Origin of the sequence: Sphingobacterium sp. E70 (assembly GCF_019285695.1) — a bacterium.
Taxonomy (GTDB): domain Bacteria; phylum Bacteroidota; class Bacteroidia; order Sphingobacteriales; family Sphingobacteriaceae; genus Sphingobacterium; species Sphingobacterium detergens.
The window spans coordinates 6,199,967-6,220,855 of sequence record NZ_CP079104.1; the positions used below are offsets into that span (position 1 = coordinate 6,199,967).

The following is a 20,889-nucleotide window of genomic DNA, read 5'->3' on the forward strand; positions in this document are numbered from 1 at the left end:
CGTCCGGGTGACAGCAGTCGCTATTCCTGATCGAGTAATGCTTGCCGGATCAATGCGATATTTTGTGTTATGGTTCCCACCTCAGCGACATAGACCAAATTCTCTTTTTCAAAACCTACATCACGCTGCTGAGCATGCTGAATCTGTTTTCGGATAACAAGCGTACTAACGATCATAACAACAGCAATGACAAATTGAGTGACGACAAGAAGCTTACGTGGATTTATTTTTTGCCGGATATAAACAAACCTTCCTTTCAGTACCCGAACTGGATGAAAAGAAGACAGAAAAAATGCAGGATAGCTACCCGCCAATAAGCCGGTTAAAAGAATAAAAGCAAGGATAGTTATAAAGAAATAAGCTCGATCAATCGGAAGCGCCAATTTACGCCCTATTAAATCACTAAACTCCGGCAATAGCAGAATTACGATAATGATAGCAATAAGTGTTGACACCAATGCCAGTGCAATAGATTCTGTTAAAAACTGTCCGATCAGCGATCTCCTTTGTGCACCGACAACTTTTCGGACCCCAACCTCTTTAGCTCTTTTTTCGCTCTGCGCAGTACTTAGATTCACAAAGTTGATACAAGCAATCAAAAGAATAAATACCGCTATACAGATAAATATTCTTACCATGTCTATTCTTCCACCGACAACAACCCCATTTTTGTAGTTGTTGTAAAGGTAACTTTCGCCGATAGGTTTGAGAAAATTATCGTTCTTAACATCCGCATGTGCTTTCGAAATATGTTGCAGTTTCTGCTGGACAGCTGTCGTGTTCGTATTTGGAAACAGCTCAACAAAGGAATACACCGAACTGTTATACCAATTATTATCTGCAAAACCCATTTTTTCCAAAAATACCCAAGGAAAAAAATATTGAAACTCCGCAAATCGACTATTGCTGGGTATTTCATCCAAAATAGCAGCAACCTGCACAAGTTCAATACTATCAATCTGAATATTTCTGCCAATAATATTGTCTGTTGAGCCAAATAGCGAAAGCGCGAGATCTTTGGTTAAAACAATGTTTGATGGATCATTTAGTGCTTTTTCTATATTCCCTGCCAGTACTGGCAGTTGAAACATATCCATAAAGGTCGAATCCACAAATCCGCCACTCCCGGCAATCATCTTCTTTTCGTTGACTGTAAATAGAAAACCTCTGGTTTTATTTAATCTGCAAGTCTGCTTAACCTCGGGAACAGCTGCTTTAACCGCAGCAGCCAAAGGCTCAGGACTCACAAAATAAACGGATCGTTCGTCATTAGTTTTACCGATAGATCCGATAATATGAAGACGGTCCGTTTTTGGATATCCCCTGTCAAAATGAAGCTGAGAATCTACCCATAACATGATCAACATCGCCGCAGCCAGACCGATCGCTAGACCGATAATGTTGATCGCTGTAAATCCCTTCCTCCTCATCAGACTGCGGAAGGCTATCTTGACATAATTGCTCATCATAATTAAATCCATAATCAATCCGCCTACCAATTTAAGTAAAAAACTAATATACAGCGAATTACGAAATTTAATAATCATGTTACATGTCCGCTTTCGGACGATTATTGTTCGTTTGCGGACAGCCTTCACCTACCGGACAGCAATAAAATTTATGCTTCAACCTACCTTTAAATACTTAACTTACGTATATTTAATACCACAACTAAGTCATTCGAGATGTCAACTCCGCTAGTACAATTATGGTTATATAACGATTGGGCGAATAACATGCTCATCGAGAAAATGAAACAGGAAGCCGAAAAAACGCCTTCCGTGTGTTTACGATTATTCAGTCATATAATGAATGCACAGCTGATATGGTTATATCGACTGAATGGAGAAAAACCTCCAGTAGGTGTTTGGGACGAGCATAGTTTATTAACATGTGAACACTACCATCAACTGGCTTCTTCGGGATTTAAGGAAAAGGTCTACGCTGATGCGACTGAGATTGCAACAATCATATCCTATACCAATACGAAGAATGAACAGTTCCAAAATTCGTTTGGAGACATTCTCTTACATGTATTTAATCATGGTACTTATCACAGAGCACAAATCGCCTCAGAAATGAGAAGAAATGGCCTTGATCCGATCAACACGGATTATATTTCATTTGTTCGGACATAAAGGTGATAACACAAGTAGAAATTAATAAAAAACGCTATTTCATAGAATGAGTTTCAATCATTATTTTAAGGCCAGTTTAACCTGGTTTCAGCAGAACAATCTACATCCTTACCAAAGGTATATAACAAGAGCCATCGGATTTCCATCCAGGGTAAAGCAGATTTACAGGTCTCTGCGGCAAAAGCCTTCAAAGGGGACCCGACATTATATAACCCCGAAGATCTTTTACTGAGTAGCCTTGTTTCCTGCCATATGATGTCTTATCTATATGTCTGTTCCAAAAATAACATCGAAGTGATTTCGTACACGGACAATGCAGAGGCGATATTAGAAACTAGCCCTGATGCAAGTGGCAGATTTGTGCAGGTTGACCTGTTTCCAGAAGTCGTTATTTCAGATCCTGATAAAATAGCATTGGCGACATCACTACATCAAGAAGCAAATCAACTTTGTTTTATTGCCAATTCCTGTAACTTTCCCGTACGACATCATGCTGTTTGCCGCACTATTTAAGTGCGGCAAACAGGTGGAAGACAACTTATTTTTTCCAGTAGATTTGACACTACAACATGCACAGTGCCTTATCGACCAACTTTCCCAATTAGCCCAATAGTTTACCAGAAATTAACCTTTTAAAATTTAGGTGAATTTTTTCAGGAATTTTCTATTTTTAGGCCATGATTGACAACTCCAAGAAAAAGGCCGCCATAGGCTTTATATTTATCACTTTACTCATTGATATCACAGGATGGGGTATTATCATTCCAGTGGTTCCCAAATTAATTGAAGAACTGATCCATAGTGACATCAGTGAGGCTGCAAAGTACGGTGGTTGGCTGGGTTTCGCTTATGCTTTCACACAGTTTATATTCTCACCTGTAGTAGGTAATCTGAGTGACAAATATGGACGAAGACCGATTATTTTGATTTCTTTGTTCGGTTTTGCAGTAGACTACATTTTTCTAGCCCTCGCTCCTTCGATAGGTTGGTTATTCTTGGGACGGGTTATTGCTGGATTGACCGGAGCAAGTTTCACAACCGCCAGTGCTTATATCGCGGATATTTCTACCGATGAGGATCGGGCCAAAAATTTTGGATTAATTGGCGCTGCCTTCGGATTGGGTTTTATTATTGGCCCCGTAATCGGAGGATTACTTGGACATTACGGCGCACGGGTTCCTTTTTATGCTGCGGCAGGCTTATGCCTATTGAATTTTCTGTATGGGTATTTTATTCTCCCCGAAAGCTTGGACAAAGATAAGCGACGGGCTTTTGACTGGAAGCGCGCTAACCCCATTGGATCCTTTCGCTTTCTGGGAAAACACCCCGAGATTTCTGGCTTGATCGTCGCATTAATCCTGATCTATATTGCAGGCCATGCTGTACAGAGTAACTGGAATTTCTTTACCATGTACAAGTTTGATTGGACAGAAAGGATGGTTGGTATCTCCCTTGGGGTTATCGGTCTCTTGATTGGTCTGGTACAAGGTGTCTTAATACGTTGGACCACACCAAAACTCGGTGAGCAAAAAGCATTTATTATGGTCTGATATTTTATGCGGTTGGATTATTGTTGTTTGCATTTGCCAATCAGGGTTGGATGATGTTTGTCTTTCTTATCCCTTATTGCCTGGGAGGAATATGTGGTCCTGCACTGCAATCTGTCATTACCAAAAATGTGCCATCAAATGAACAGGAGAACTCCAGGGGCGTTAACCAGTTTAATGAGTGCGACATCGATTATAGGTCCTCCAATGATGACCAATCTGTTTTACTTTTTACACATGATAATGCCCCATTCAAATTCTCTGGAGCACCCTTTTTTTCTCGCATTTATTCTAATGACAATCAGCGTCATTATCGTATATTCAGCCTTTAAACGAAAGCGCAAAGAACAGTTTGATAATTAAATTTCGAAGACTATACCATCCAATAAAGGCCAGCCCATCTTTTGGTGGGCTGGCCTTTGCTTTTATAAGATATCAATCTGATACATTTAACGAATTAAAATACAACAGTCTACTTTCGAATACCAAATCTTTTATTTTTAAAATCAATAACAATGGTTTTATCCATAAAGAAGACATTGCCGATAATCCCATCAATATTCTCCTGTTTAAAGGAAAAGAAATCATCTTCTGTATACCAGAATTCCTTCAACCCAAATGTGTTATCTCCAATCTGGACTTTCGTATTTGTCTCAACAGATTCTCCAATTTAAATTTAGATCTCCGAAGCAGATTATTGAGGTTGTTGCTGAGTAACACAGTGAATCATTCCGCCGTTCGCGTATAGATTTCGGACATCAATACCGATGACGACTCGTCCCGGATAGAGGCTTTGGATAATCTTATTGGCGATAAGATCATTGGGGTCATTATAATTAGGCACCAATACACAGGTATTTCCGATATAATAGTTTACATATGAGCCTTTATAATCTAATTTTTTACCATACGTTGTTTCCACATTATTTTGCGTTAGCGGAAGTTTAACAATCGGATAAGCGATATCCGCACTATTTTTTGCTGCATATAGTTTGTTAATATCCTGTTGTGGAACTTCCCATTCGAGCAAATCCTCGGCATCCATCGTCACTAAAATATTCGGACTGGCAAATCTCGCAAAGCCATCAATATGCATGTCCGTAATTTCCAGACCTGCCCTACCTTCCAACCAGATAAAATTGGTTGCCCCAGATATCTGGTAAAGATCGCTTCCGCCTGTGTCTGTGTCATGCCAGGGTTTCGATTACTGTTCAATATCGCACTTTTGGTCGCGAGCAGTGTGCCTTTACCATCTATTTCTACGGCTCCACCCTCGTTAATCATCAACTTGTTTAGATCAACGCGCTTAAGCCCTTGGTCTTTTGCTATTTTAGCTGGAACCTGATCACAGTTTTCAAATTCTGCTTTTTCACCCCATCCATTAAAACCCCAATCTTGAATCACCAATTCACCCGCTTGGTCATGCACATAGATAGGACCGTTATCCCGCACCCAGACATCATCTGTCGGATAAACTTTAAAATCAATACGGTTTAGCGAAATTCCTGCATCACGCAGCAAGGCGGCAATCCTATTTTTTTCGGTATCATCATAGGCGATGATATGGACTTTTTCCCCTCTAACCAACGCCTCAGTCATCTTGACCCAAGTGGCCTCCAGCTGACTACGGTAGGTAATACCATACTGATATTGATGTGGCCATTGAAGCCAGGTCCCCTCATGCAACGACGATTCTTCAGGCATGCGATATTGGATTGTAGTATCCGTTGAAGGACGATAATTTTCTTCTTGCTTACAGGAAGAAAGAATGCTTAATAACGTGATCATTACGATTTGCATGTTTTTTATCATTTTAAAAATTCTTATTTCCGACAAAAAACGGGATAAATCCCAATCATGTGTTGTCCAAAATTGACAACTATTTTTTCTGTAGCGGAATTAGAATTTCGGTGACATAATCGTTAACATGAGCTGTATTGGTCTCATTCTTCACATAGTGCTCCAGAATAGGATCATTGTCAAATGCGTAAGCACCTTGCAAAAGACTCTCTTTATAAATCCGTCTATACGTATCCATTATCCCGTGATAGTCCCCTTTGTGAATATATCGGAGGTATCGTCCCCCATAATATCCCGTGGGAAAACAACGGACTTGCAGGATCTTGATCCACACAGGCTTCGTATCTACATTTCAGCCGGTCGGTAATCAAAGGCTGATCCACGATAATGCCGTAATAATGCGCACTAAAATCTGCGGCAACCAAGGTATCAATATCCGCCCATAACTGATCAATTTCTCTATTTCGGTAGTGGTCCGTATGTATTCCAATACTAAAAACCTGTTGTGCCCTCAAAAAGACAATATCATGATGGGGAGATTGATGTTCTACTGCTAGTCCAGCAATAAATTCCTGAAAAATGCTTGTCTTCTCATCCCGTGCATCACTGGGCGAATGTGCAAATTGTTTTTTGAAGGATTTGGAAAAAGATTGTAGACTATCAAAACCAACCGAATAAGCAATCGAGCTAATGGATTCATCTGTATAAATCAGTTTCTTATACGTGTTTTCAAGTTTTAATCGTTTTTGAAAGGCCCCAATCGATTCATTGAAAATCCCTTTAAATATGCGTTGTGTATTTCGGTAGGAATAATTAGACAGTTGCTCCAGTCTTTCAATGGAAAGGTTTTCATTGTAATGTTCTTCAATGTACCTAATGATCTGTTGAATCCTTGCTAAACTCATCCTGTAATGGTAACGCTACCTATTCGGCTTTTCTAAGTTAGTAAACTTCTTTCATTTAAGAACAATCAGTTCTCTTATGTATATTCGCATAGAGAAAAACAATCTGTTATGAATAAGATACTCCAATTTTTCGATTTACATCCAGGGAAGAACGAAAAGAAGCCGTTCTTGATAATGTAATCAACAATATTTCATTCCGCGGTGCCAATGCATGGATTTTAGCCTGTGCCATAGTGATTGCCTCTGTCGGCCTCAATGTGAATTCAACCGCAGTAATCATTGGCGCTATGCTTATTTCCCCACTGATGGGGCCGATTGTGGGTGCTGGTTTTGCACTGGGTACATTTGATTTTCAACTCTTAAAGAAATCAATCAAGAATTTATTGATTGCAACGTTGATCAGTCTGATTGTATCATACTGCTATTTTCTCCTGAGCCCATTCAAAGAGGCGCAATCCGAGTTGCTCGCCCGTACCTCGCCCAACATCTATGATGTACTTATTGCACTTTTTGGCGGATTGGTGGGGGTTATCGCCATAACCAGGGTAGACAAAGGGAATCAATACCAGGCGTGGCCATTGCGACGGCGCTGATGCCTCCACTTTGTACAGCAGGTTATGGATTGGCCATTGGAAACCTAAGTTATTTTGCTGGGGCTTTATTTCTCTACATCATCAATTGTGTATTTATATGTATAGCGACATTTACGATCGTAAAATACCTCAGATATCCCAAGAAACATTATGTCGATCCAAAGAGGGAAAAAGAATAGGTCAGAGTATTACACTGATTATTCTTGCCTTGGTAATACCAAGCTTATACTTCGCCTATAATCTGCTACAAGAGAAGAAATACACGAATAAGGTTAAACAATTTGTTCAACAACAATTTAGTGATAAAGGTTACACGGTCGTCTACGAAAAATTGCTTACTAAACCTAAACGTTTAGAACTAGCCTTTTAGCGAAGAAATTTAGTGACCAAGAAATCGCTGCTTTAAAAAAATCCATGGAATCATTTGGTATCGCGCAGACTGATCTGATCATTCGACAGGATAGCCTCGATTTAAAAACAACTATTCTTAGTGAAATCGACAAACGAAGCGCTGCTGTAAATGATAAAGATCTAACCATACGGGCGCTCAACAATGAACTTGCGAAATATCAGGTAGCAAGTCCACAATTAGATAAAGATCTAACAGTACTTTTTCCAGAACTACAATCCTATAGCATAGGACAACAGCAGTATTATGCAAAAAAGATAGTTTAGCGAATGTTGTTGCTTTTATTTATTCGTCAAAAAATCCTTTAGCTGAAGGACAACAATTAAAATTACGTCTTTGGCTAAAAAACCGTTTTCCAAAAGACAGCCTCCAGATCATAGACAGGAAGGTCAAATAGGCGATGCACTAATCGATTTCCAAGTATGAACTTTGGTCGAAATACCGACACCCTGTCGAGCGATTCCGGTATTTACCAGTTCTGTTGTCCAGTTCTGGTTCTATTTGCACAAGTCTGTCAGCGCAAAACCTCGTCGTGGACAATCCGTCTCCCACTAGATATGACAGTCCCAATTATTACGATATAATTGGGACTGCTCTTGCATCTGCGCCTAATTAAATATTTCCAGCGCTTTCTTAAAGAAGTCAATGCTCATACGGTGAGCGAAAACTGCCCCCAATCTGAATCCAGTTGAAGCGGTCTGCTTTACTGATTGAATTCGGGGTAAGGAAAACCTTTTCCTGTTTCACAAAAATTTGAGGCTCCTGAAGAACAATGCCCAATCATAGCTACAGGAGGCAAATTCCCCACTATAATTGTCCCAACCATCGTGATGGAATAAAAGTGTACAGCCTTGCTGATGTGGTATCAATTCAAATGTCAGTGTTGTGCCTATCCATTCCTCAAAGCCTTCCTTACATTGCCAAGCGACAAGTGCATAGGGATATAACGCAAGGACTTCCATCTTTTAAAATAATCAGGGCCAAAGCCAAACCGCAAGATGCTTCCTACCGCAGGTGCAGCAATAGTATCGGGTGTCCACCAGCCTGCCAACCCTTCCTGAGTCGTGATTGCCCAATATACTTTTTCAACTGGGGTTTTAATCAGCAATCTATGATAGATACTTTTACCCTTTTGTTTCGCTAATAATTGTTCTTTAACTTCCGCCAGGGACAGCACGCTCTCTTTGGGCGTAGCAAGTCCCTGCCCTGTTAGAATCAATTGTTTCAGACTTTCATGGATATAATATGTCCAGGCAGCCTGACAGACATCATAACATTCCATATCAGGTACCAGCCCCTGATGCGTAAATTTTAATTGCGTCTTACCGCCAAGATCAATAATATCAAAGATTACATAGCTCTCCACCCATTCCTGTTTATCGGTCGTAAATTTGAAATCGTTCTCCAACACCTGCCATACAACTTTGACGTCGTGCTGTATTTCAACGACCTTTACCTTACACTGGTGTATATCCTGGTAGTGATAAGAAAATACATCATCTAGTGCCTCTGTAGCTCCCTCAATGTTCTCCGACCACCAGCCACGAACATTGATAATCGCATCAAATACCTGCTGCGGTTTCGCTTCAACGATTATATCGGTTGTAAAATCCAGTTTTTTCATCATCTATTTTTTTTTGTTAGTATTTATTTTTCAATCACTTAATCATCAACTCTACCATATATAAATCAAAGATATCGACATTTTAAATCTAAAACAGGGTGCCAAATAGACATTGTGAACGGTTGATTTGGACAACACATTTTCTTATATTTGAGTAATAGATCAGCAATTAGATTAAGCAATGTTAAACCAAGAAAGATGAAACACCTAACAATTTTGGTCCCGAAGTTCAGACTGGCCCCAATACACTGTCATGCATTGTGGGTACCTATCATATCTTTACCGAAGCCAATAGGTACTACCATCAGAATCATGATAAGACGATGTTTAAAATTGAACTGGTCGGTCTTTCAAAGCAGTCCGTTTTCTTGAACGGCTTACTTGCGGTGATGCCGCAGAAAGAAATTACCGACATCATCAAGACCGATCTAATCGTAATTCCTGCCGTCGCCCCGAACTTTACAGCATTGGATGCTCAAAACACCCCGTTTCTTGACTGGATACGCAATCAATATACCCATGGTGCCAATGTGGCCAGCATGTGTACCGGAGCCTATATACTCGCCTCTACAGGTCTGTTGGAAAAGAAAACTGTTCGATCCATTGGAGTGCTGAAACAAATTTTAAGCAGTTATTTCCCAATATCATCATGAAGACTGACAGCATTATAACAGATGAAGAAGGCATTTGTACCAATGGTGGTGGATATTCATTTTTACACTTGCTCATTTATCTGGTTGAAAAGTATTATGATCGGCCGACAGCAATCTATTGTTCCAAGATATTCCAGATTGATCTTGACCGACAACAACAATCTGATTTCGTCATCTTTAATGGGCAAAAAGGCATGGAGATGAAATGATCATCAAAGCGCAGGAGTATATTGAGCATAACTTCGCTGAGAAGATTTCCATTCAACAACTTTCAGAACGCTTTACTGTAGGCCGACGGAATTTCGACCGGCGATTTATAAAAGCGACCGGTAATACCCCATTGAATATCTACAACGTGTCAAAATCGAATCTGCAAAAAAGAACTGGAAATCTCTGGAAAAACAGTGAACGAAGTCATGTATGAAGTAGGCTATTCCGATTCAAAAGCCTTTAGGGAAATATTTCGTAAAGTTACCGGCCTCTCTCCTTTGGCCTATCGCAACAAATACAACAAATCTGCAATGAAATAATATTTTTTTGTGGTGCATGCTCGGCAATACTAGTTTATTTTGTCGCTATTTTAAGCGAAACGCAGGCCTGTCCCCAAAAAATTCCGCGATGATTAGCCCCTTGTTTTTTAACATTTGTAAAATGTTAAAAAGATATCATTACTGATCTTTGTATAAAATAATACAATATGAATTGGGTAATTTTAATCATCGCCGGACTCTTTGAGGTTGGATACACTTACAGTTTGGGAAAAACAAAAGAGGTATCAGGCAATGCCATCTATACCTGGTACGGTATCTTCGTATTATGTCTCATCGTCAGTATGGTGTTATTGATCAAATCCGTACAAGGACTTCCCTTAGGAACCGCTTATGCAATATGGACGGGTATCGGAGCTGTCGGCACAGTCATTATAGGAATTCTTGTATTTAAAGATCCCGTAAGCTTCTGGCGTCTATTCTTTATCGGTACGCTAATCGCCTCTATTCTTGGATTAAAGTTTGTAACTGGCCATTAGAACAATAGGGATCTACATCTCCTGCATTCGGATCATTATACATTCCTGTCATTCATTGCCGGCATATGAATCTCTTTTACACAACTTGCTTTTGATGTCGAGCTAATAAATCTTAACGCCTGAATGACATCCGATAATGGAATAAGATCGCCATTTGTTTCTTGAGTGGTGGTTTCCAGATTATTCTCCTCATCAGGCGCTGTTGCGAGATAACCAAGGTTCAATATAGATACTGCAATCTGATCAGGTCGGAGTTGTTCTCTCAATGCATGAACCACACCCCGAAGCGCAAATTTTGTTGCTGAAAACGCAACCTCCCTTCCATTGTGGTTGTCAAGCCCCATGTAGAACCGATCAAAATAATTTTGGCATTTTCGGCCTGCTTCAAATTTTCCAATGCTGATTGAATATTTAAAATACATGAAGTGACATTGGTATTGATCAGGCCGCTAATCTCCGCTACCGGAGAAGACGCAAAATCATAGTCGTCACTAAAAGCGTTATTCTCCCAAATACCGACATTATAGATAAAATAGTCAATTTTCGTATTTTTTATCCTGTCTTTGATTGCGTTAACAGCCTCCACAGGGTTGGATAGATCAGCCGGCACCCAACACACATTAGCGTTGTCCTCCAAATAATCGGGTTTACTTCTGGACACTCCAAATACAACATCAGACGGATCTGGAAGATGCAGTGTGATTGCCCTTCCCAATCCTTTACTAATGCCAAAAATAAGATATGTTTTCTTTTCCATTGTATTACAAATATAAGGTAAGCCCCCTTTTCTATGGAATATTCCGAACTATTTTAAATTATTTTCGATCGCATGAAGGCAGAAAATAGCTAAAAAAACAACAAATTGATATTTCCAGTGTTCTATGCTTATGGAAAGACATTATAACAAAGGAAACACAATTTCTAGTGGTCATAGCACCCACAAAGGTAAGGCTGCAAGAAAGTATATTGTCAGTGAAATTATTCTCAATGGCGAGCTTGTTGGTGTGGGCATTTATTATGATGGAACCGACGAACTTCGGGCCGCTGTTGTGGTAAATGACCAGGGACAGGGTGTCGAAATCCGCAATCTCCATGATGAACACTATCCAGAAGCACAATCAGATGATGACCTTGCGGAACTTTGGCCACTCTATGAAAAACTCGTGGCAAAATAAATGTCAGCTCTTTCAATTCAGCAACCTTTGAAAAATATATAAAATCTATACTTATATATGGATAAATTTAAATATTTCAATTTTAACGTATTTAATATTTATACGATTGTATTTATACATTACACATTTTACTTGATTAACACACTATACGTTTAGCTTTCCGGAACGATATCCGTGTCTTATCCTTTATTCGATTTAAGTTCGGACCTGATTTGGGACAGAATATGCCCTTCTTCGCCCCTCAATCGACATAAGACCATAATGAGTACATCTTCATACCACTGTTATACCGTGTTTAACTCGGACTCACCATGGACTCATGTCGGATGCATAGTGGACGCAATACGAAGCAGGTAAGACGAAAGCTATACGCAGGTTCGACCAAAAATCCTATAAGGGCTTGCTATTTTACAAGAAATTAGTGTTTAAAAAGTTTATTAAAACGATCTTACAGCATTTATTCCAAACCTATTATGTCCTATATAGGGTATAAATGCTGATTGCCCTGGTCGCTGTTCTCCCCTTTAAATAAACCTGTCATCTTTGGGTACAACCAATAGGCGAGCTCAGTGGAGGCGATACCTATTCCCGCGCCTGCAACGATATCGCTCACCCAGTGTCTATTATTGATCACTCGATATATACCAGTAAATACCGCAAAAGGATATCCTGCAAGACCGAGCCATATATTTTTATCACGATATTCTTTATACATAAAATGGGCTGTCGCAAATGCGGTCGCCGCATGGCCTGAAGGAAAGGATTTCTTATTGGTTCCATCGGGACGCTCTTCAGCTATAAACTGTTTGGCAGGAAACACAATCGCCCCTGAAATCAGCTGCGAAGTAAGATAAATAAGCGTGCGGTGCTTAAAATCGTGAAGTCCTTCAACATTAAATGCATTGAGACCGTACACCATCACCGCAGGGAAATATTGGGTATAATTGTCTATTGTTGTCCTTGCCGGATTCTTATGCAGCACTTCATTCCGGGTCTGTAAGTCCCATTTCTTCATTTTCGGGATGGCAAAGCTACTCGCACCATAGGCTATAAGCGCTGTTGGAACGACAAACTTCCGCAACTGGAAATCGTGGTTATCAACAGCGGAAAATTGCATTCCCCTACTTGTTTTAAGTGTAAGACTATCCTGAGCGCTCAACAATATAGGGAACATTAGAAATACAAACCATAGGACAAATAGGGTCGATATAAATTGGACTATATTCATGTAATGGAGAATTAAAAATTGCACAATAGAAGACCTACCCTTCCAATATTTCAACTTGAAGGGTAAGCACATCATAAATGAAAATTGATTTAGAACTTCATCTTCTGGATACGGATGGCGTTCAGTATAGCGATTAGAGATACACCCACATCCGCAAAGACCGCTTCCCACATCGTTGCCAATCCGCCAGCGCCAAGGATCAAAACCACCCCTTGACCACAAATGCCAATCCTATATTTTGGTAAACCACTTTTTTGGTCTGTTTACCAATATTAATTGCCATTGGTATCTTAGATGGTTTGTCATCTTGTATGACTACATCGGCCGTTTCAATGGTTGCATCACTGCCCAGTCCCCCATAGCTATACCAACATCACTCAAGGCCACTACGGGGGCATCATTGACGCCATCACCAACGAAAGCCACACTTTCACCAATAGCCTTTATCTCCTTGACTTTATTTACCTTATCTTCCGGAAGAAGATCTCCATAGGCTTTATCAATCCCCAATTCCTTCGCTACATAAGTGACGACCGTACTCTTATCGCCACTTAGCATGGTCGCTTTCACTCCAAGTTTGTGCAAAAGTTGTATGGTCTGTGCGGAATCTTCTTTGATACTATCTGCAATGGTAATATATCCAACGAAGCGATTATCCAATGCAATGGCTATTGTGGTATAAACGATCGTATTGGGATCGATGGTATAGCGGATATTAAACTTGTCCAAAAGCTTAAAGTTACCAACCAAAAACACCTTATCATCCACACTACCCTTCAGTCCATGCCCCGGTATTTCTTCGACATCACTCAAATTTACAGATTCATCGACTTCACCCGCATATTCCCTGATTGCTGTCGCTACCGGATGACTGCTATGACTTTCAATTTTATTGACCAATTTGAGAATTGTCGCTTCATCAAAATCTGGTTCTAAACGAACTTCCTGCACTTTGAAAACGCCTTCAGTCATCGTACCGGTTTTATCCATAACAACATTCTGTATCGCTGCCATCGCATCCAAAAAGTTACTTCCTTGAACAGGATACCGTTTCTACTAGCAGCACCGATACCACCAAAATAGCCCAATGGAATCGAGATCACCAAGGCACATGGGCAGGAAATCACGAGAAATACGAGCGCTCGATAAAGCCAATCGCTAAATACGTATTGTCCGACAAAAAAGTAAGGCAGCAGACAGATCGCTATCGCCAATAGCACCACAATCGGCGTATAGATTTTCGCAAATTTCCGGATAAAGAGCTCCGTAGGTGCCTTCTGCGAGGTCGCATTTTGTACAAGCTCAAGGATTTTGCTTAATTTACTGTCTTGATATGCTGTTGTAACCTTTACCAGACTCACGGTATTCATGTTGATCATTCCGGCCAGCACTACTTCACCTTTTGTCTTTGTGTCAGGTTTACTTTCTCCCGTCAACGCCGCCGTATTGAAGGAGGCCGTATCGGAGATAAGTTCCCCGTCCAAGCCCAACTTCTCCCCGGGCTTCAGTTGGATCAAATCACCTATTGCTGCAGCCTCAGCTTTGATCACCCGGCTACTGTTTGCTTCAACAATGGTCACCTCATCCGGGCGCTGATCCAGAAGCGCCTTAATATTGCTCTTAGCACGGCTGACAGCCAATGTCTGAAACACTTCCCCTACCGCATAAAAAAGCATGACAGCAACACCCTCTGGATATTCTTTGATTGCAAAAGCACCAATGGTGGCGATGCTCATCAGTAAGAATTCAGAGAAAATCTCTCCTTTTCCGATACTCTTCAATGCATCTTTAATCACTGGAAATCCAACCGGAATGTAAGCCAGTACATACCAAATGATCCGGATCCAGCCCTTGAACCATTCCTGTGGTACCCAATTGTCCATTGCAATGGCCACAATCAGCAGGACAAATGAAATTATTGCTGGCAGAAAGAGCTTCAATGTACTGCCTTCCGCCACCGAATGATCATGACCGTCATCATCACTGTGACTATGTCCCTGATCCTGGGCAGGCGCGCCCTGTATTAAACGTTGGGCGCCTGCCTGATTATATATTTTTTCCGTCTGTGTACAACAAAGTTGTTTACCTTGTGCATCATAAATATGTTTGTGTTCCATACCTTATCATGATTACTTCGTTAACAAATGCTACTACTTAATGTTCATGCCCACCTGTATTGCTCATCTTAGCATTGATAAAAAATGCTCCTTTCACAACGATTCTTGTTTGCGCAGGAATTTCCTGTACTGGTGTAATTGCTGTATATCCCAATGCTGAGACACCTTTTTGAATTTCAATTTTCAAAATTCACATTCTTACCCTGTTCAGTTGCATGTTTAGCAGCTTCTGATTCATTTTTATGTTCGTGCTTAGCCTCACCCTCATCATGCGCATGTCCATGATCATCGTGTCCCTCTTCATGCTCCTCGGCCTGCTTGCTTGTTTCTACGAAAATGTAGAACTTACCATCCGCTTCCACAATCGCATCATTCGGAACCGCCGGAGTGGTCACATTATTGACGCCGATCATCCCTGTAATATTCATCCCGTCTATCAGACCAACCTTGCTACCGATCACAGTACTATGAACAGCAATTGTTTTACTATCATTTTCAAAAGACGATCCTATCGTAAATACTTTAGCCGAATACGTTTTATCAGGGTTGTTTGTCAACTGAAAATTAATAATCTGCCCAATTTTGATCATAGGAAGGTCTTTTCAAAAACCTGAAGATCAAGGTGCAATAGACTATTATCTATAATCTCAATAACCGGTGATGAAACATCCACATAACTACCTATCTTGGCAAAGACATTACTCACAGTACCGTTAATCGGACTTGTCACCACGAGCGACGCCCGCAAATTGGAAAGGCTCACAGTGTTGGGATTGATGCCCATGAGTTGAATCTGCTGCTGCAGCGACGCCTTTCTGGCGCGAAGGCTATTGAAATCTGCCGTCGCAGACTGCAGATTTTTTCTTGCTCCTGCGTTGCCCTCATTGAGCTCTTGCTGCCTTGCCATCTCCTGTTCTGCAAGCGTAATTTTGCTCGCCAGAGCAACATATTCTTCCTGAAGCTGAATAAATTGCGGATTCGTAATGGTTGCAATTACCTGGCCTTTGCGCACGATGTCACCTAGTTGCACATTTAAAGTCTTAATTACGCCACCATACAAGGTTGTCGCATTGGCTTTGTTGTTATTGGGAACACTGAGAAGACCATTGGCTTTGATTGTCGCTGTCAGCTCCTTTTCCTCTATAGTTCCAAAAGCAATACCTACAGCCTTTATCTGTTGTTCACTCAATGCCGCTACCGTCACAGGCCCTTCCTCATGGCTTTCTTCGGCAGCACCTTTCCTTCCTCCTTCTTGGCATCGCCAGCACCTTTTGAATCTGATCCGCAGCTATATAAAACTGTTGTAATCGCTAGTGCAAAAAATATTTTTATGATAACTCTCATTGTTGACTTATTTATTATTGAAGTAATTGTATTGGATTGCTGATTGATTATATTGATTGAGCACGTCTAAATAGTTCTGTCTGATCCCTATCGCCTGACTTAAGAACTGGCTCATCTCCGCAAAACTTATTTCACCGGTTCTGTAACCGAGGCTCGCGGCTTTGATGATGGCGTCAGCTTGCTTGAGGCCTGCGGATTCATAGAACTGCAACAGCGCAGCATTTTTCTCAATATCAGCCAATGCATTCACCTTCTTCGTCTGAAAAACTTGTGTATCATATTCCAGTTGTCTTTGTTGTGCCTCCATTTCTGCGTTTGCAGCTTTCACCTTGCTTTTATAAGCGCCAAGGCCAAATACAGGAAATGATGCTGATACCGAGAATCCGTAAACGGATCTTTTGCCCCCAAAGGCGCTGCGAAAAGAATCTGCCCGAAAATTCAGGCTTATTTGTATTTTTCTGTACCGCAATATTGGAGGATGCAATATTGACATTCTGTTGCTGCAAAGCTAAAACAGGATGTGAGGCATCAACTGACGGGTTTTGGACATCCACGTCCATTTTTATCTTTTCCAGCGATTGCTCTACAGGTAATATCCATTCATTGCGGTTGAGAAGCATCATCAATTGCTGCTGCTGAACCAACATATTCTGCTTATTTTGAACCAATTGAGCCTGCAATTCCCTTAATTTCGCCTCCGCGGCAATTTTATCCAATGCTGCGACATCTCCGGTTTTGAAACGTAATTCAGTCGCCTTAAACATCGCCGAGTAGATACTGTCCAACTCCACATAGAGCTTCTGTCTATCTTGAAGATACCAGAGCTGATAATATGCTGTGCGCACATCTTTCTTAATATTAGCATTGAGTACTTCGGTATTCAGATTGGCATATTTTAGCTGTTGCTTAAAATATTCCTTTCGTGCCGCGTAGAGTCCCGGCCAAGCAATGCTTTGCGTGATACCGATTTTCATGATCCCTGTCTTATCGCTGGGTCGGTAATCTTCATTCTCCACAAAAACACCCGTCTTTGGAATTTCATTGGCGGTTTTGACATTATAAGTTGCTCCGGTTATTTCGGCCTCATTGACCTGAAATTGGCGATTGCTCTTCAATGCCATACCGATTGCGTTGTCAATCCCGATCCGTTCCTGTGAAAAAGCCTTAAATCCAATGGTAGAAAATAGGAAAACCAATACCGTCGCAATGGTCTTACCCGCATTTCCTTTTTCATATTCAGTTTTGAGTTAAAAATAATATACAGCAAAGGCAGTACAAACAACGTTAAGAAGGTTGCTGTCACCAATCCGCCGATAACAACAGTCGCCAGCGGTTTCTGAACTTCCGCTCCAGCACTCGTACTAATTGCCATAGGCAAAAAGCCCAGCGAAGCTACGGTAGCGGTCATCAATACAGGGCGCAACCTTGTCAATGTTCCCTCCTTCACGCGCTGAAAAATATCATCCATACCTTCCTTCTTCAGTTGGTTGAAAGTTCCGATCAGTACAATACCATTTAGTACAGCAACACCAAACAAAGCAATAAAACCGATTCCGGCACTGATGCTGAAAGGCATACCGCGGAGCATCAGGGCAAAAACACCCCAATTGCACTCATTGGAATGGCCGTAAAGATCAGGGCTGCTTGCTTAAAGGAATGGAATGTGAAATACAATAGCATAAAGATCAGCAAGAGGGAAACAGGCACTGCAATCATCAGACGAGCACTTGCTTTCTGTAAGTTTTCAAACTGCCCTCCATACGTGAAATAATAACCAGCAGGCAATTTTACTTTTGCCGACAGCTGTTGTTGGATATCCTTGACCACACTCTCCACATCTCTTCCCGAGACGTTGAAGCCAATGACGATCCGACGCTTTCCGGCTTCTCTACTGATCTGTGCGGGGCCAAGTTTATAATCAATGGCCGCTACCTGCGACAGTGGAATCTGAATACCTGTATCAGTTGGAATCATCAGATTGCGCACATCGTCTATACTATTACGGTGTGTCGTATCCAAACGAACAACTAAATCAAAACGACGTTCATTTTCATAGATCTGTCCCGTACTGCGACCAGCGAAAGCCGTACTTACAACATCATTGACATCTTGAATCGTAAGACCGTAATTGGCAATGCGTGTACGATCATATACAATATTGATCTGTGGCAGCCCCGATACTCGCTCCACCTGCGGGAAGTAGCACCTTTAACGGACTGAATCTGTGCCGCCACGATATTCGCATAAGATGCCAGAGAGTCGATATTTTCGCCAAAAATCTTCACGGCAACATCCTGACGAATTCCTGTCATTAACTCATTGAATCGCATCTGTATTGGCTGGTTCTTTTCAAAGAAAACGCCTGGGATAACTTCTAGTTTTTCAAGGATGGCTGCGCCGAGTTCATTATAACTTCGGCCGGACTTCCATTCCTTCTGGGGTTTCAGTACAACCATCAAATCGGTCGCTTCGGGTGGCATAGGATCCGTCGGTACTTCCGCCGCTCCGGTTTTCCCAACAACCATTTTTACCTCCTCAAACTCTTTAATGATACGGGAAGCCTGCATAGAAGTTTCTATACTTTGCGAGAGAGCTTCCTTGTGGTAATATACAGTGAAAGGCATAATCCCCTTCCTGCAACTGCGGGATAAACTCACCACCCATACTTTTAAAGAAGAAAACAGCTATGGCAAAGAAAGCCACTGTCAAGCTGACGATAATATATTTGAAACGGATAGCTTTCTGCAATAAAGGCGCATAGATACGCTGAAGTTTTTCGATAAAACGGTCACTGAAGGTTTTCTTGTCATGATGTTTTTAGGTAAAAACAGGGCACACATCATTGGAATGTATGTCAGCGAAAGGATCAATGCGCCAAAGATCGCAAAACCTACGGTCTGTGCCATCGGGCGGAACATCTTGCCTTCCACCCCGACCAATGTCAAAATAGGAATATAGACAATCAGAATGATGATCTCTCCAAATGCCGCACTGGTCCGGATTTTTGAAGCAGATTCGAATACCTCATGATCCATTTCCGATTGTGACAGCTTTTCAGTAGACTTGCGCAGGCCAAGATGGTGGAGTGTTGCTTCCACAATAATTACCGCACCATCGACAATAAGACCAAAGTCTATGGCACCTAGACTCATTAAATTTGCGCTCACACCAAAAACATTCATCAATCCCAAAGCAAAGAGCAGGGATAATGGGATGGCTGAAGCAACGATAAGACCAGCACGAAGATTTCCCAAAAACAGCACCAAAACAAATATAACAATCAGTGCACCCTCGATTAAGTTCTTCTCAACAGTGCCTATTGCACGACCAACAAGATCCGTACGGTCCAGATAGGGCTCGATCACCACATCATTGGGCAGAGATTTTTGGATCGTAGGCAGCTTCTCTTTACACGCTTGACCACTTCATTGCTATTCTCACCCTTCAGCATCATCACTACACCGCCCACGGCATCCACTTCCCATTATATGTCAGGGCACCGTACCTGACCGCATGTCCAAAACGCACATCGGCCACATCTTTGACGTAAATAGGTACAGCACCAGTTTTTTTAATCGCAATATTTTTCACATCCTCCAGCGACGTAGCCAGTCCAATGCCACGAATGAAGTACGCGTTCGGTTTTTTGTCAATATAAGCACCACCCGTATTCTGATTATTTTCTCCAGTGCGGTGAAAATTTCCGGAATAGTAATATTCATCGCCTTAAGGCGATTAGGGTCAACAGCGACCTCATATTGTTTCAATTCACCACCAAAGCTATTGACCTCAGCAATACCGGGTGTACCGTAAAGCTGGCGCGCAACGATCCAGTCCTGCATGGTCCGTAGATCCTTCGCGTTATACTTGCTTTCGCTGCCTTTTTGGGGTGAATGATATATTGATAGACCTCTCCCAAACCCGTACTAACGGGAGCTAGTTCGGGTTTACCGATACCTTGTGGAATTTGGTCCACAGCTTCTTTTAGACGCTCGCTGATGAGCTGACGCGCAAAGTAGATATCGACATCATCGTCAAAAACGACGGTAATCACCGAGAGTCCAAAACGGGAAATACTTCTGATTTCTTCGATCTTCGGTACCGTAGCGATACTCTGTTCGATCGGGAAAGTAACCAGTTGCTCCACTTCCTGCCCCGCCAGGGTCGGACAGGACGTAAAAATCTGTACTTGATTATTGGTAATATCGGGAACGGCGTCTATGGGCAGCTTTGTGGCACTCCAACCGCCCCAAATAATAAGTAACAAGGTCATTAAACCAATAATGATCTTATTCTTGATGCTAAATTTAATTATACTATCTAACACAA

29 protein-coding genes and 5 pseudogenes are annotated in these 20,889 nt (G+C 41.4%); 13 read left to right on the top strand and 21 right to left on the bottom strand.

Features of this window, described 5'->3' with window-relative positions; all coding sequences use genetic code 11:
- Positions 1-20: 20 nt before the first annotated feature.
- The gene (locus KUH03_RS44365; protein ID WP_257090901.1) at positions 21-1,481 is read right to left on the bottom strand and encodes an ABC transporter permease; all 1,461 of its coding nucleotides are present in this window, start codon (positions 1,479-1,481) and stop codon (positions 21-23) included.
- Between the two features lie 204 nt (positions 1,482-1,685).
- Between KUH03_RS44365 and KUH03_RS44370 the strand changes: the two genes are divergently transcribed.
- The 4 genes from KUH03_RS44370 to KUH03_RS44385 all read left to right on the top strand — a co-directional run bounded on the left by KUH03_RS44370 (position 1,686) and on the right by KUH03_RS44385 (position 4,017).
- Positions 1,686-2,138, top strand: coding sequence for a DinB family protein (locus KUH03_RS44370; RefSeq protein ID WP_257090902.1), 453 nt, complete (start codon positions 1,686-1,688; stop codon positions 2,136-2,138).
- Positions 2,139-2,282: 144 nt separating this feature from the next.
- Entirely contained in the window at positions 2,283-2,651 is a 369-nt protein-coding gene (locus tag KUH03_RS44375; RefSeq protein WP_257097915.1) for an OsmC family protein, read from the top strand.
- 164 nt (positions 2,652-2,815) lie between these two features.
- Positions 2,816-3,688 (top strand): TCR/Tet family MFS transporter, encoded by an 873-nt coding sequence (locus KUH03_RS44380; RefSeq protein WP_257090903.1) that lies wholly within the window; start codon positions 2,816-2,818, stop codon positions 3,686-3,688.
- A 20-nt stretch (positions 3,689-3,708) separates the two neighbouring features.
- Positions 3,709-4,017 (top strand): hypothetical protein, encoded by a 309-nt coding sequence (locus KUH03_RS44385; RefSeq protein WP_257090904.1) that lies wholly within the window; start codon positions 3,709-3,711, stop codon positions 4,015-4,017.
- A 140-nt stretch (positions 4,018-4,157) separates the two neighbouring features.
- On the opposite strand, the gene KUH03_RS44390 is transcribed toward KUH03_RS44385, so the two are convergent.
- From KUH03_RS44390 to KUH03_RS44410, 4 genes and pseudogenes are all read right to left on the bottom strand, one after another.
- Complete coding sequence (locus KUH03_RS44390; protein WP_257090905.1) at positions 4,158-4,298, bottom strand: hypothetical protein; 141 nt, start codon at positions 4,296-4,298, stop codon at positions 4,158-4,160.
- Positions 4,299-4,379: 81 nt separating this feature from the next.
- Positions 4,380-5,497: pseudogene (locus tag KUH03_RS50105) on the bottom strand (agmatine/peptidylarginine deiminase).
- A 67-nt stretch (positions 5,498-5,564) separates the two neighbouring features.
- A complete protein-coding gene (locus tag KUH03_RS44405; RefSeq protein ID WP_257090908.1) occupies positions 5,565-5,723 on the bottom strand; it encodes a hypothetical protein in 159 nt (52 codons plus the stop codon).
- Positions 5,710-6,390 carry an AraC family transcriptional regulator gene (locus KUH03_RS44410; protein ID WP_257090909.1) on the bottom strand — a complete coding sequence of 227 codons (681 nt, stop codon included), beginning with the start codon at positions 6,388-6,390 and terminating at the stop codon, positions 5,710-5,712. The genes KUH03_RS44405 and KUH03_RS44410 overlap by 14 nt, the downstream gene beginning before the upstream one ends.
- Positions 6,391-6,695: 305 nt before the next feature.
- Between KUH03_RS44410 and KUH03_RS50110 the strand changes: the two are divergent.
- The 3 genes and pseudogenes from KUH03_RS50110 (at position 6,696) to KUH03_RS44425 (ending at position 7,658) form a co-directional block, all read left to right on the top strand.
- Positions 6,696-7,162 (top strand): annotated as a pseudogene (locus KUH03_RS50110) (DUF389 domain-containing protein).
- Positions 7,081-7,353 (top strand): hypothetical protein, encoded by a 273-nt coding sequence (locus KUH03_RS44420; protein ID WP_257090911.1) that lies wholly within the window; start codon positions 7,081-7,083, stop codon positions 7,351-7,353. The pseudogene KUH03_RS50110 and the gene KUH03_RS44420 overlap by 82 nt, the downstream one beginning before the upstream one ends.
- Before the next feature lie 44 nt (positions 7,354-7,397).
- Positions 7,398-7,658, top strand: a complete 261-nt coding sequence (locus tag KUH03_RS44425) for a hypothetical protein (RefSeq protein WP_257090912.1) — start codon at positions 7,398-7,400, stop codon at positions 7,656-7,658.
- A 623-nt stretch (positions 7,659-8,281) separates the two neighbouring features.
- Here the strand turns inward: KUH03_RS44425 and KUH03_RS44430 are convergent.
- A complete protein-coding gene (locus KUH03_RS44430; RefSeq protein WP_257090913.1) occupies positions 8,282-9,019 on the bottom strand; it encodes an SRPBCC domain-containing protein in 738 nt (245 codons plus the stop codon).
- Positions 9,020-9,276: 257 nt separating this feature from the next.
- Between KUH03_RS44430 and KUH03_RS44435 the strand changes: the two genes are divergently transcribed.
- The 5 genes from KUH03_RS44435 (at position 9,277) to KUH03_RS44455 (ending at position 10,696) form a co-directional block, all read left to right on the top strand.
- Positions 9,277-9,669: a DJ-1/PfpI family protein gene (locus tag KUH03_RS44435; RefSeq protein ID WP_257090914.1), complete on the top strand. Its 393-nt coding sequence runs from the start codon at positions 9,277-9,279 to the stop codon at positions 9,667-9,669.
- On the top strand, positions 9,666-9,878 hold the full coding sequence (locus KUH03_RS44440; protein WP_257090915.1) for a hypothetical protein: 213 nt from the start codon (positions 9,666-9,668) through the stop codon (positions 9,876-9,878). The genes KUH03_RS44435 and KUH03_RS44440 overlap by 4 nt, the downstream gene beginning before the upstream one ends.
- Positions 9,875-10,093 (top strand): hypothetical protein, encoded by a 219-nt coding sequence (locus KUH03_RS44445; protein ID WP_257090916.1) that lies wholly within the window; start codon positions 9,875-9,877, stop codon positions 10,091-10,093. The genes KUH03_RS44440 and KUH03_RS44445 overlap by 4 nt, the downstream gene beginning before the upstream one ends.
- Complete coding sequence (locus tag KUH03_RS44450; protein WP_257097917.1) at positions 10,086-10,199, top strand: helix-turn-helix domain-containing protein; 114 nt, start codon at positions 10,086-10,088, stop codon at positions 10,197-10,199. Before KUH03_RS44445 ends, KUH03_RS44450 begins: the two co-directional genes overlap by 8 nt.
- 167 nt (positions 10,200-10,366) lie before the next feature.
- Positions 10,367-10,696: a multidrug efflux SMR transporter gene (locus KUH03_RS44455; protein ID WP_120257434.1), complete on the top strand. Its 330-nt coding sequence runs from the start codon at positions 10,367-10,369 to the stop codon at positions 10,694-10,696.
- Between the two features lie 35 nt (positions 10,697-10,731).
- On the opposite strand, the gene KUH03_RS44460 is transcribed toward KUH03_RS44455, so the two are convergent.
- Entirely contained in the window at positions 10,732-10,974 is a 243-nt protein-coding gene (locus KUH03_RS44460) for a hypothetical protein (protein WP_257090917.1), read from the bottom strand.
- Complete coding sequence (locus KUH03_RS44465) at positions 10,959-11,453, bottom strand: SDR family NAD(P)-dependent oxidoreductase (RefSeq protein ID WP_257090918.1); 495 nt, start codon at positions 11,451-11,453, stop codon at positions 10,959-10,961. The genes KUH03_RS44460 and KUH03_RS44465 overlap by 16 nt, the downstream gene beginning before the upstream one ends.
- Positions 11,454-11,583: 130 nt before the next feature.
- Here KUH03_RS44465 and KUH03_RS44470 point away from each other — a divergent pair, with 130 nt between their 5' ends.
- Entirely contained in the window at positions 11,584-11,871 is a 288-nt protein-coding gene (locus KUH03_RS44470) for a hypothetical protein (protein ID WP_147430503.1), read from the top strand.
- Positions 11,872-12,349: 478 nt separating this feature from the next.
- On the opposite strand, the gene KUH03_RS44475 is transcribed toward KUH03_RS44470, so the two are convergent.
- The 13 genes and pseudogenes from KUH03_RS44475 to KUH03_RS47765 form a co-directional block, all read right to left on the bottom strand.
- Positions 12,350-13,099: a phosphatase PAP2 family protein gene (locus KUH03_RS44475; protein ID WP_257090919.1), complete on the bottom strand. Its 750-nt coding sequence runs from the start codon at positions 13,097-13,099 to the stop codon at positions 12,350-12,352.
- Positions 13,100-13,414: 315 nt separating this feature from the next.
- Complete coding sequence (locus KUH03_RS47710) at positions 13,415-14,089, bottom strand: HAD-IC family P-type ATPase (RefSeq protein ID WP_306429370.1); 675 nt, start codon at positions 14,087-14,089, stop codon at positions 13,415-13,417.
- The gene (locus tag KUH03_RS47715) at positions 14,068-15,216 is read right to left on the bottom strand and encodes an HAD-IC family P-type ATPase (protein ID WP_306429371.1); all 1,149 of its coding nucleotides are present in this window, start codon (positions 15,214-15,216) and stop codon (positions 14,068-14,070) included. Before KUH03_RS47715 ends, KUH03_RS47710 begins: the two co-directional genes overlap by 22 nt.
- A gap of 37 nt (positions 15,217-15,253) precedes the next feature.
- Positions 15,254-15,403 (bottom strand): hypothetical protein, encoded by a 150-nt coding sequence (locus tag KUH03_RS44485; RefSeq protein ID WP_257090920.1) that lies wholly within the window; start codon positions 15,401-15,403, stop codon positions 15,254-15,256.
- Positions 15,393-15,806 carry a hypothetical protein gene (locus KUH03_RS44490; protein ID WP_257090921.1) on the bottom strand — a complete coding sequence of 138 codons (414 nt, stop codon included), beginning with the start codon at positions 15,804-15,806 and terminating at the stop codon, positions 15,393-15,395. The genes KUH03_RS44485 and KUH03_RS44490 overlap by 11 nt, the downstream gene beginning before the upstream one ends.
- Positions 15,803-16,420, bottom strand: coding sequence for an efflux RND transporter periplasmic adaptor subunit (locus tag KUH03_RS44495; RefSeq protein ID WP_257090922.1), 618 nt, complete (start codon positions 16,418-16,420; stop codon positions 15,803-15,805). The genes KUH03_RS44490 and KUH03_RS44495 overlap by 4 nt, the downstream gene beginning before the upstream one ends.
- Positions 16,417-16,560: a hypothetical protein gene (locus KUH03_RS44500; protein ID WP_257090923.1), complete on the bottom strand. Its 144-nt coding sequence runs from the start codon at positions 16,558-16,560 to the stop codon at positions 16,417-16,419. The genes KUH03_RS44495 and KUH03_RS44500 overlap by 4 nt, the downstream gene beginning before the upstream one ends.
- 7 nt (positions 16,561-16,567) lie before the next feature.
- Entirely contained in the window at positions 16,568-17,014 is a 447-nt protein-coding gene (locus tag KUH03_RS47720; protein WP_306429904.1) for a TolC family protein, read from the bottom strand.
- The gene (locus KUH03_RS47725; protein WP_306429372.1) at positions 16,896-17,756 is read right to left on the bottom strand and encodes a TolC family protein; all 861 of its coding nucleotides are present in this window, start codon (positions 17,754-17,756) and stop codon (positions 16,896-16,898) included. The genes KUH03_RS47720 and KUH03_RS47725 overlap by 119 nt, the downstream gene beginning before the upstream one ends.
- Positions 17,672-18,750, bottom strand: a pseudogene (locus KUH03_RS50115) (efflux RND transporter permease subunit). The gene KUH03_RS47725 and the pseudogene KUH03_RS50115 overlap by 85 nt, the downstream one beginning before the upstream one ends.
- Positions 18,651-19,928 (bottom strand): annotated as a pseudogene (locus tag KUH03_RS50120) (efflux RND transporter permease subunit). The pseudogenes KUH03_RS50115 and KUH03_RS50120 overlap by 100 nt, the downstream one beginning before the upstream one ends.
- Positions 19,929-20,016: 88 nt before the next feature.
- Positions 20,017-20,402 (bottom strand): annotated as a pseudogene (locus tag KUH03_RS47760) (efflux RND transporter permease subunit).
- Positions 20,324-20,887, bottom strand: a complete 564-nt coding sequence (locus KUH03_RS47765; RefSeq protein ID WP_306429379.1) for an efflux RND transporter permease subunit — start codon at positions 20,885-20,887, stop codon at positions 20,324-20,326. Before KUH03_RS47765 ends, KUH03_RS47760 begins: the two are co-directional and overlap by 79 nt.
- Positions 20,888-20,889 lie beyond the last annotated feature (2 nt).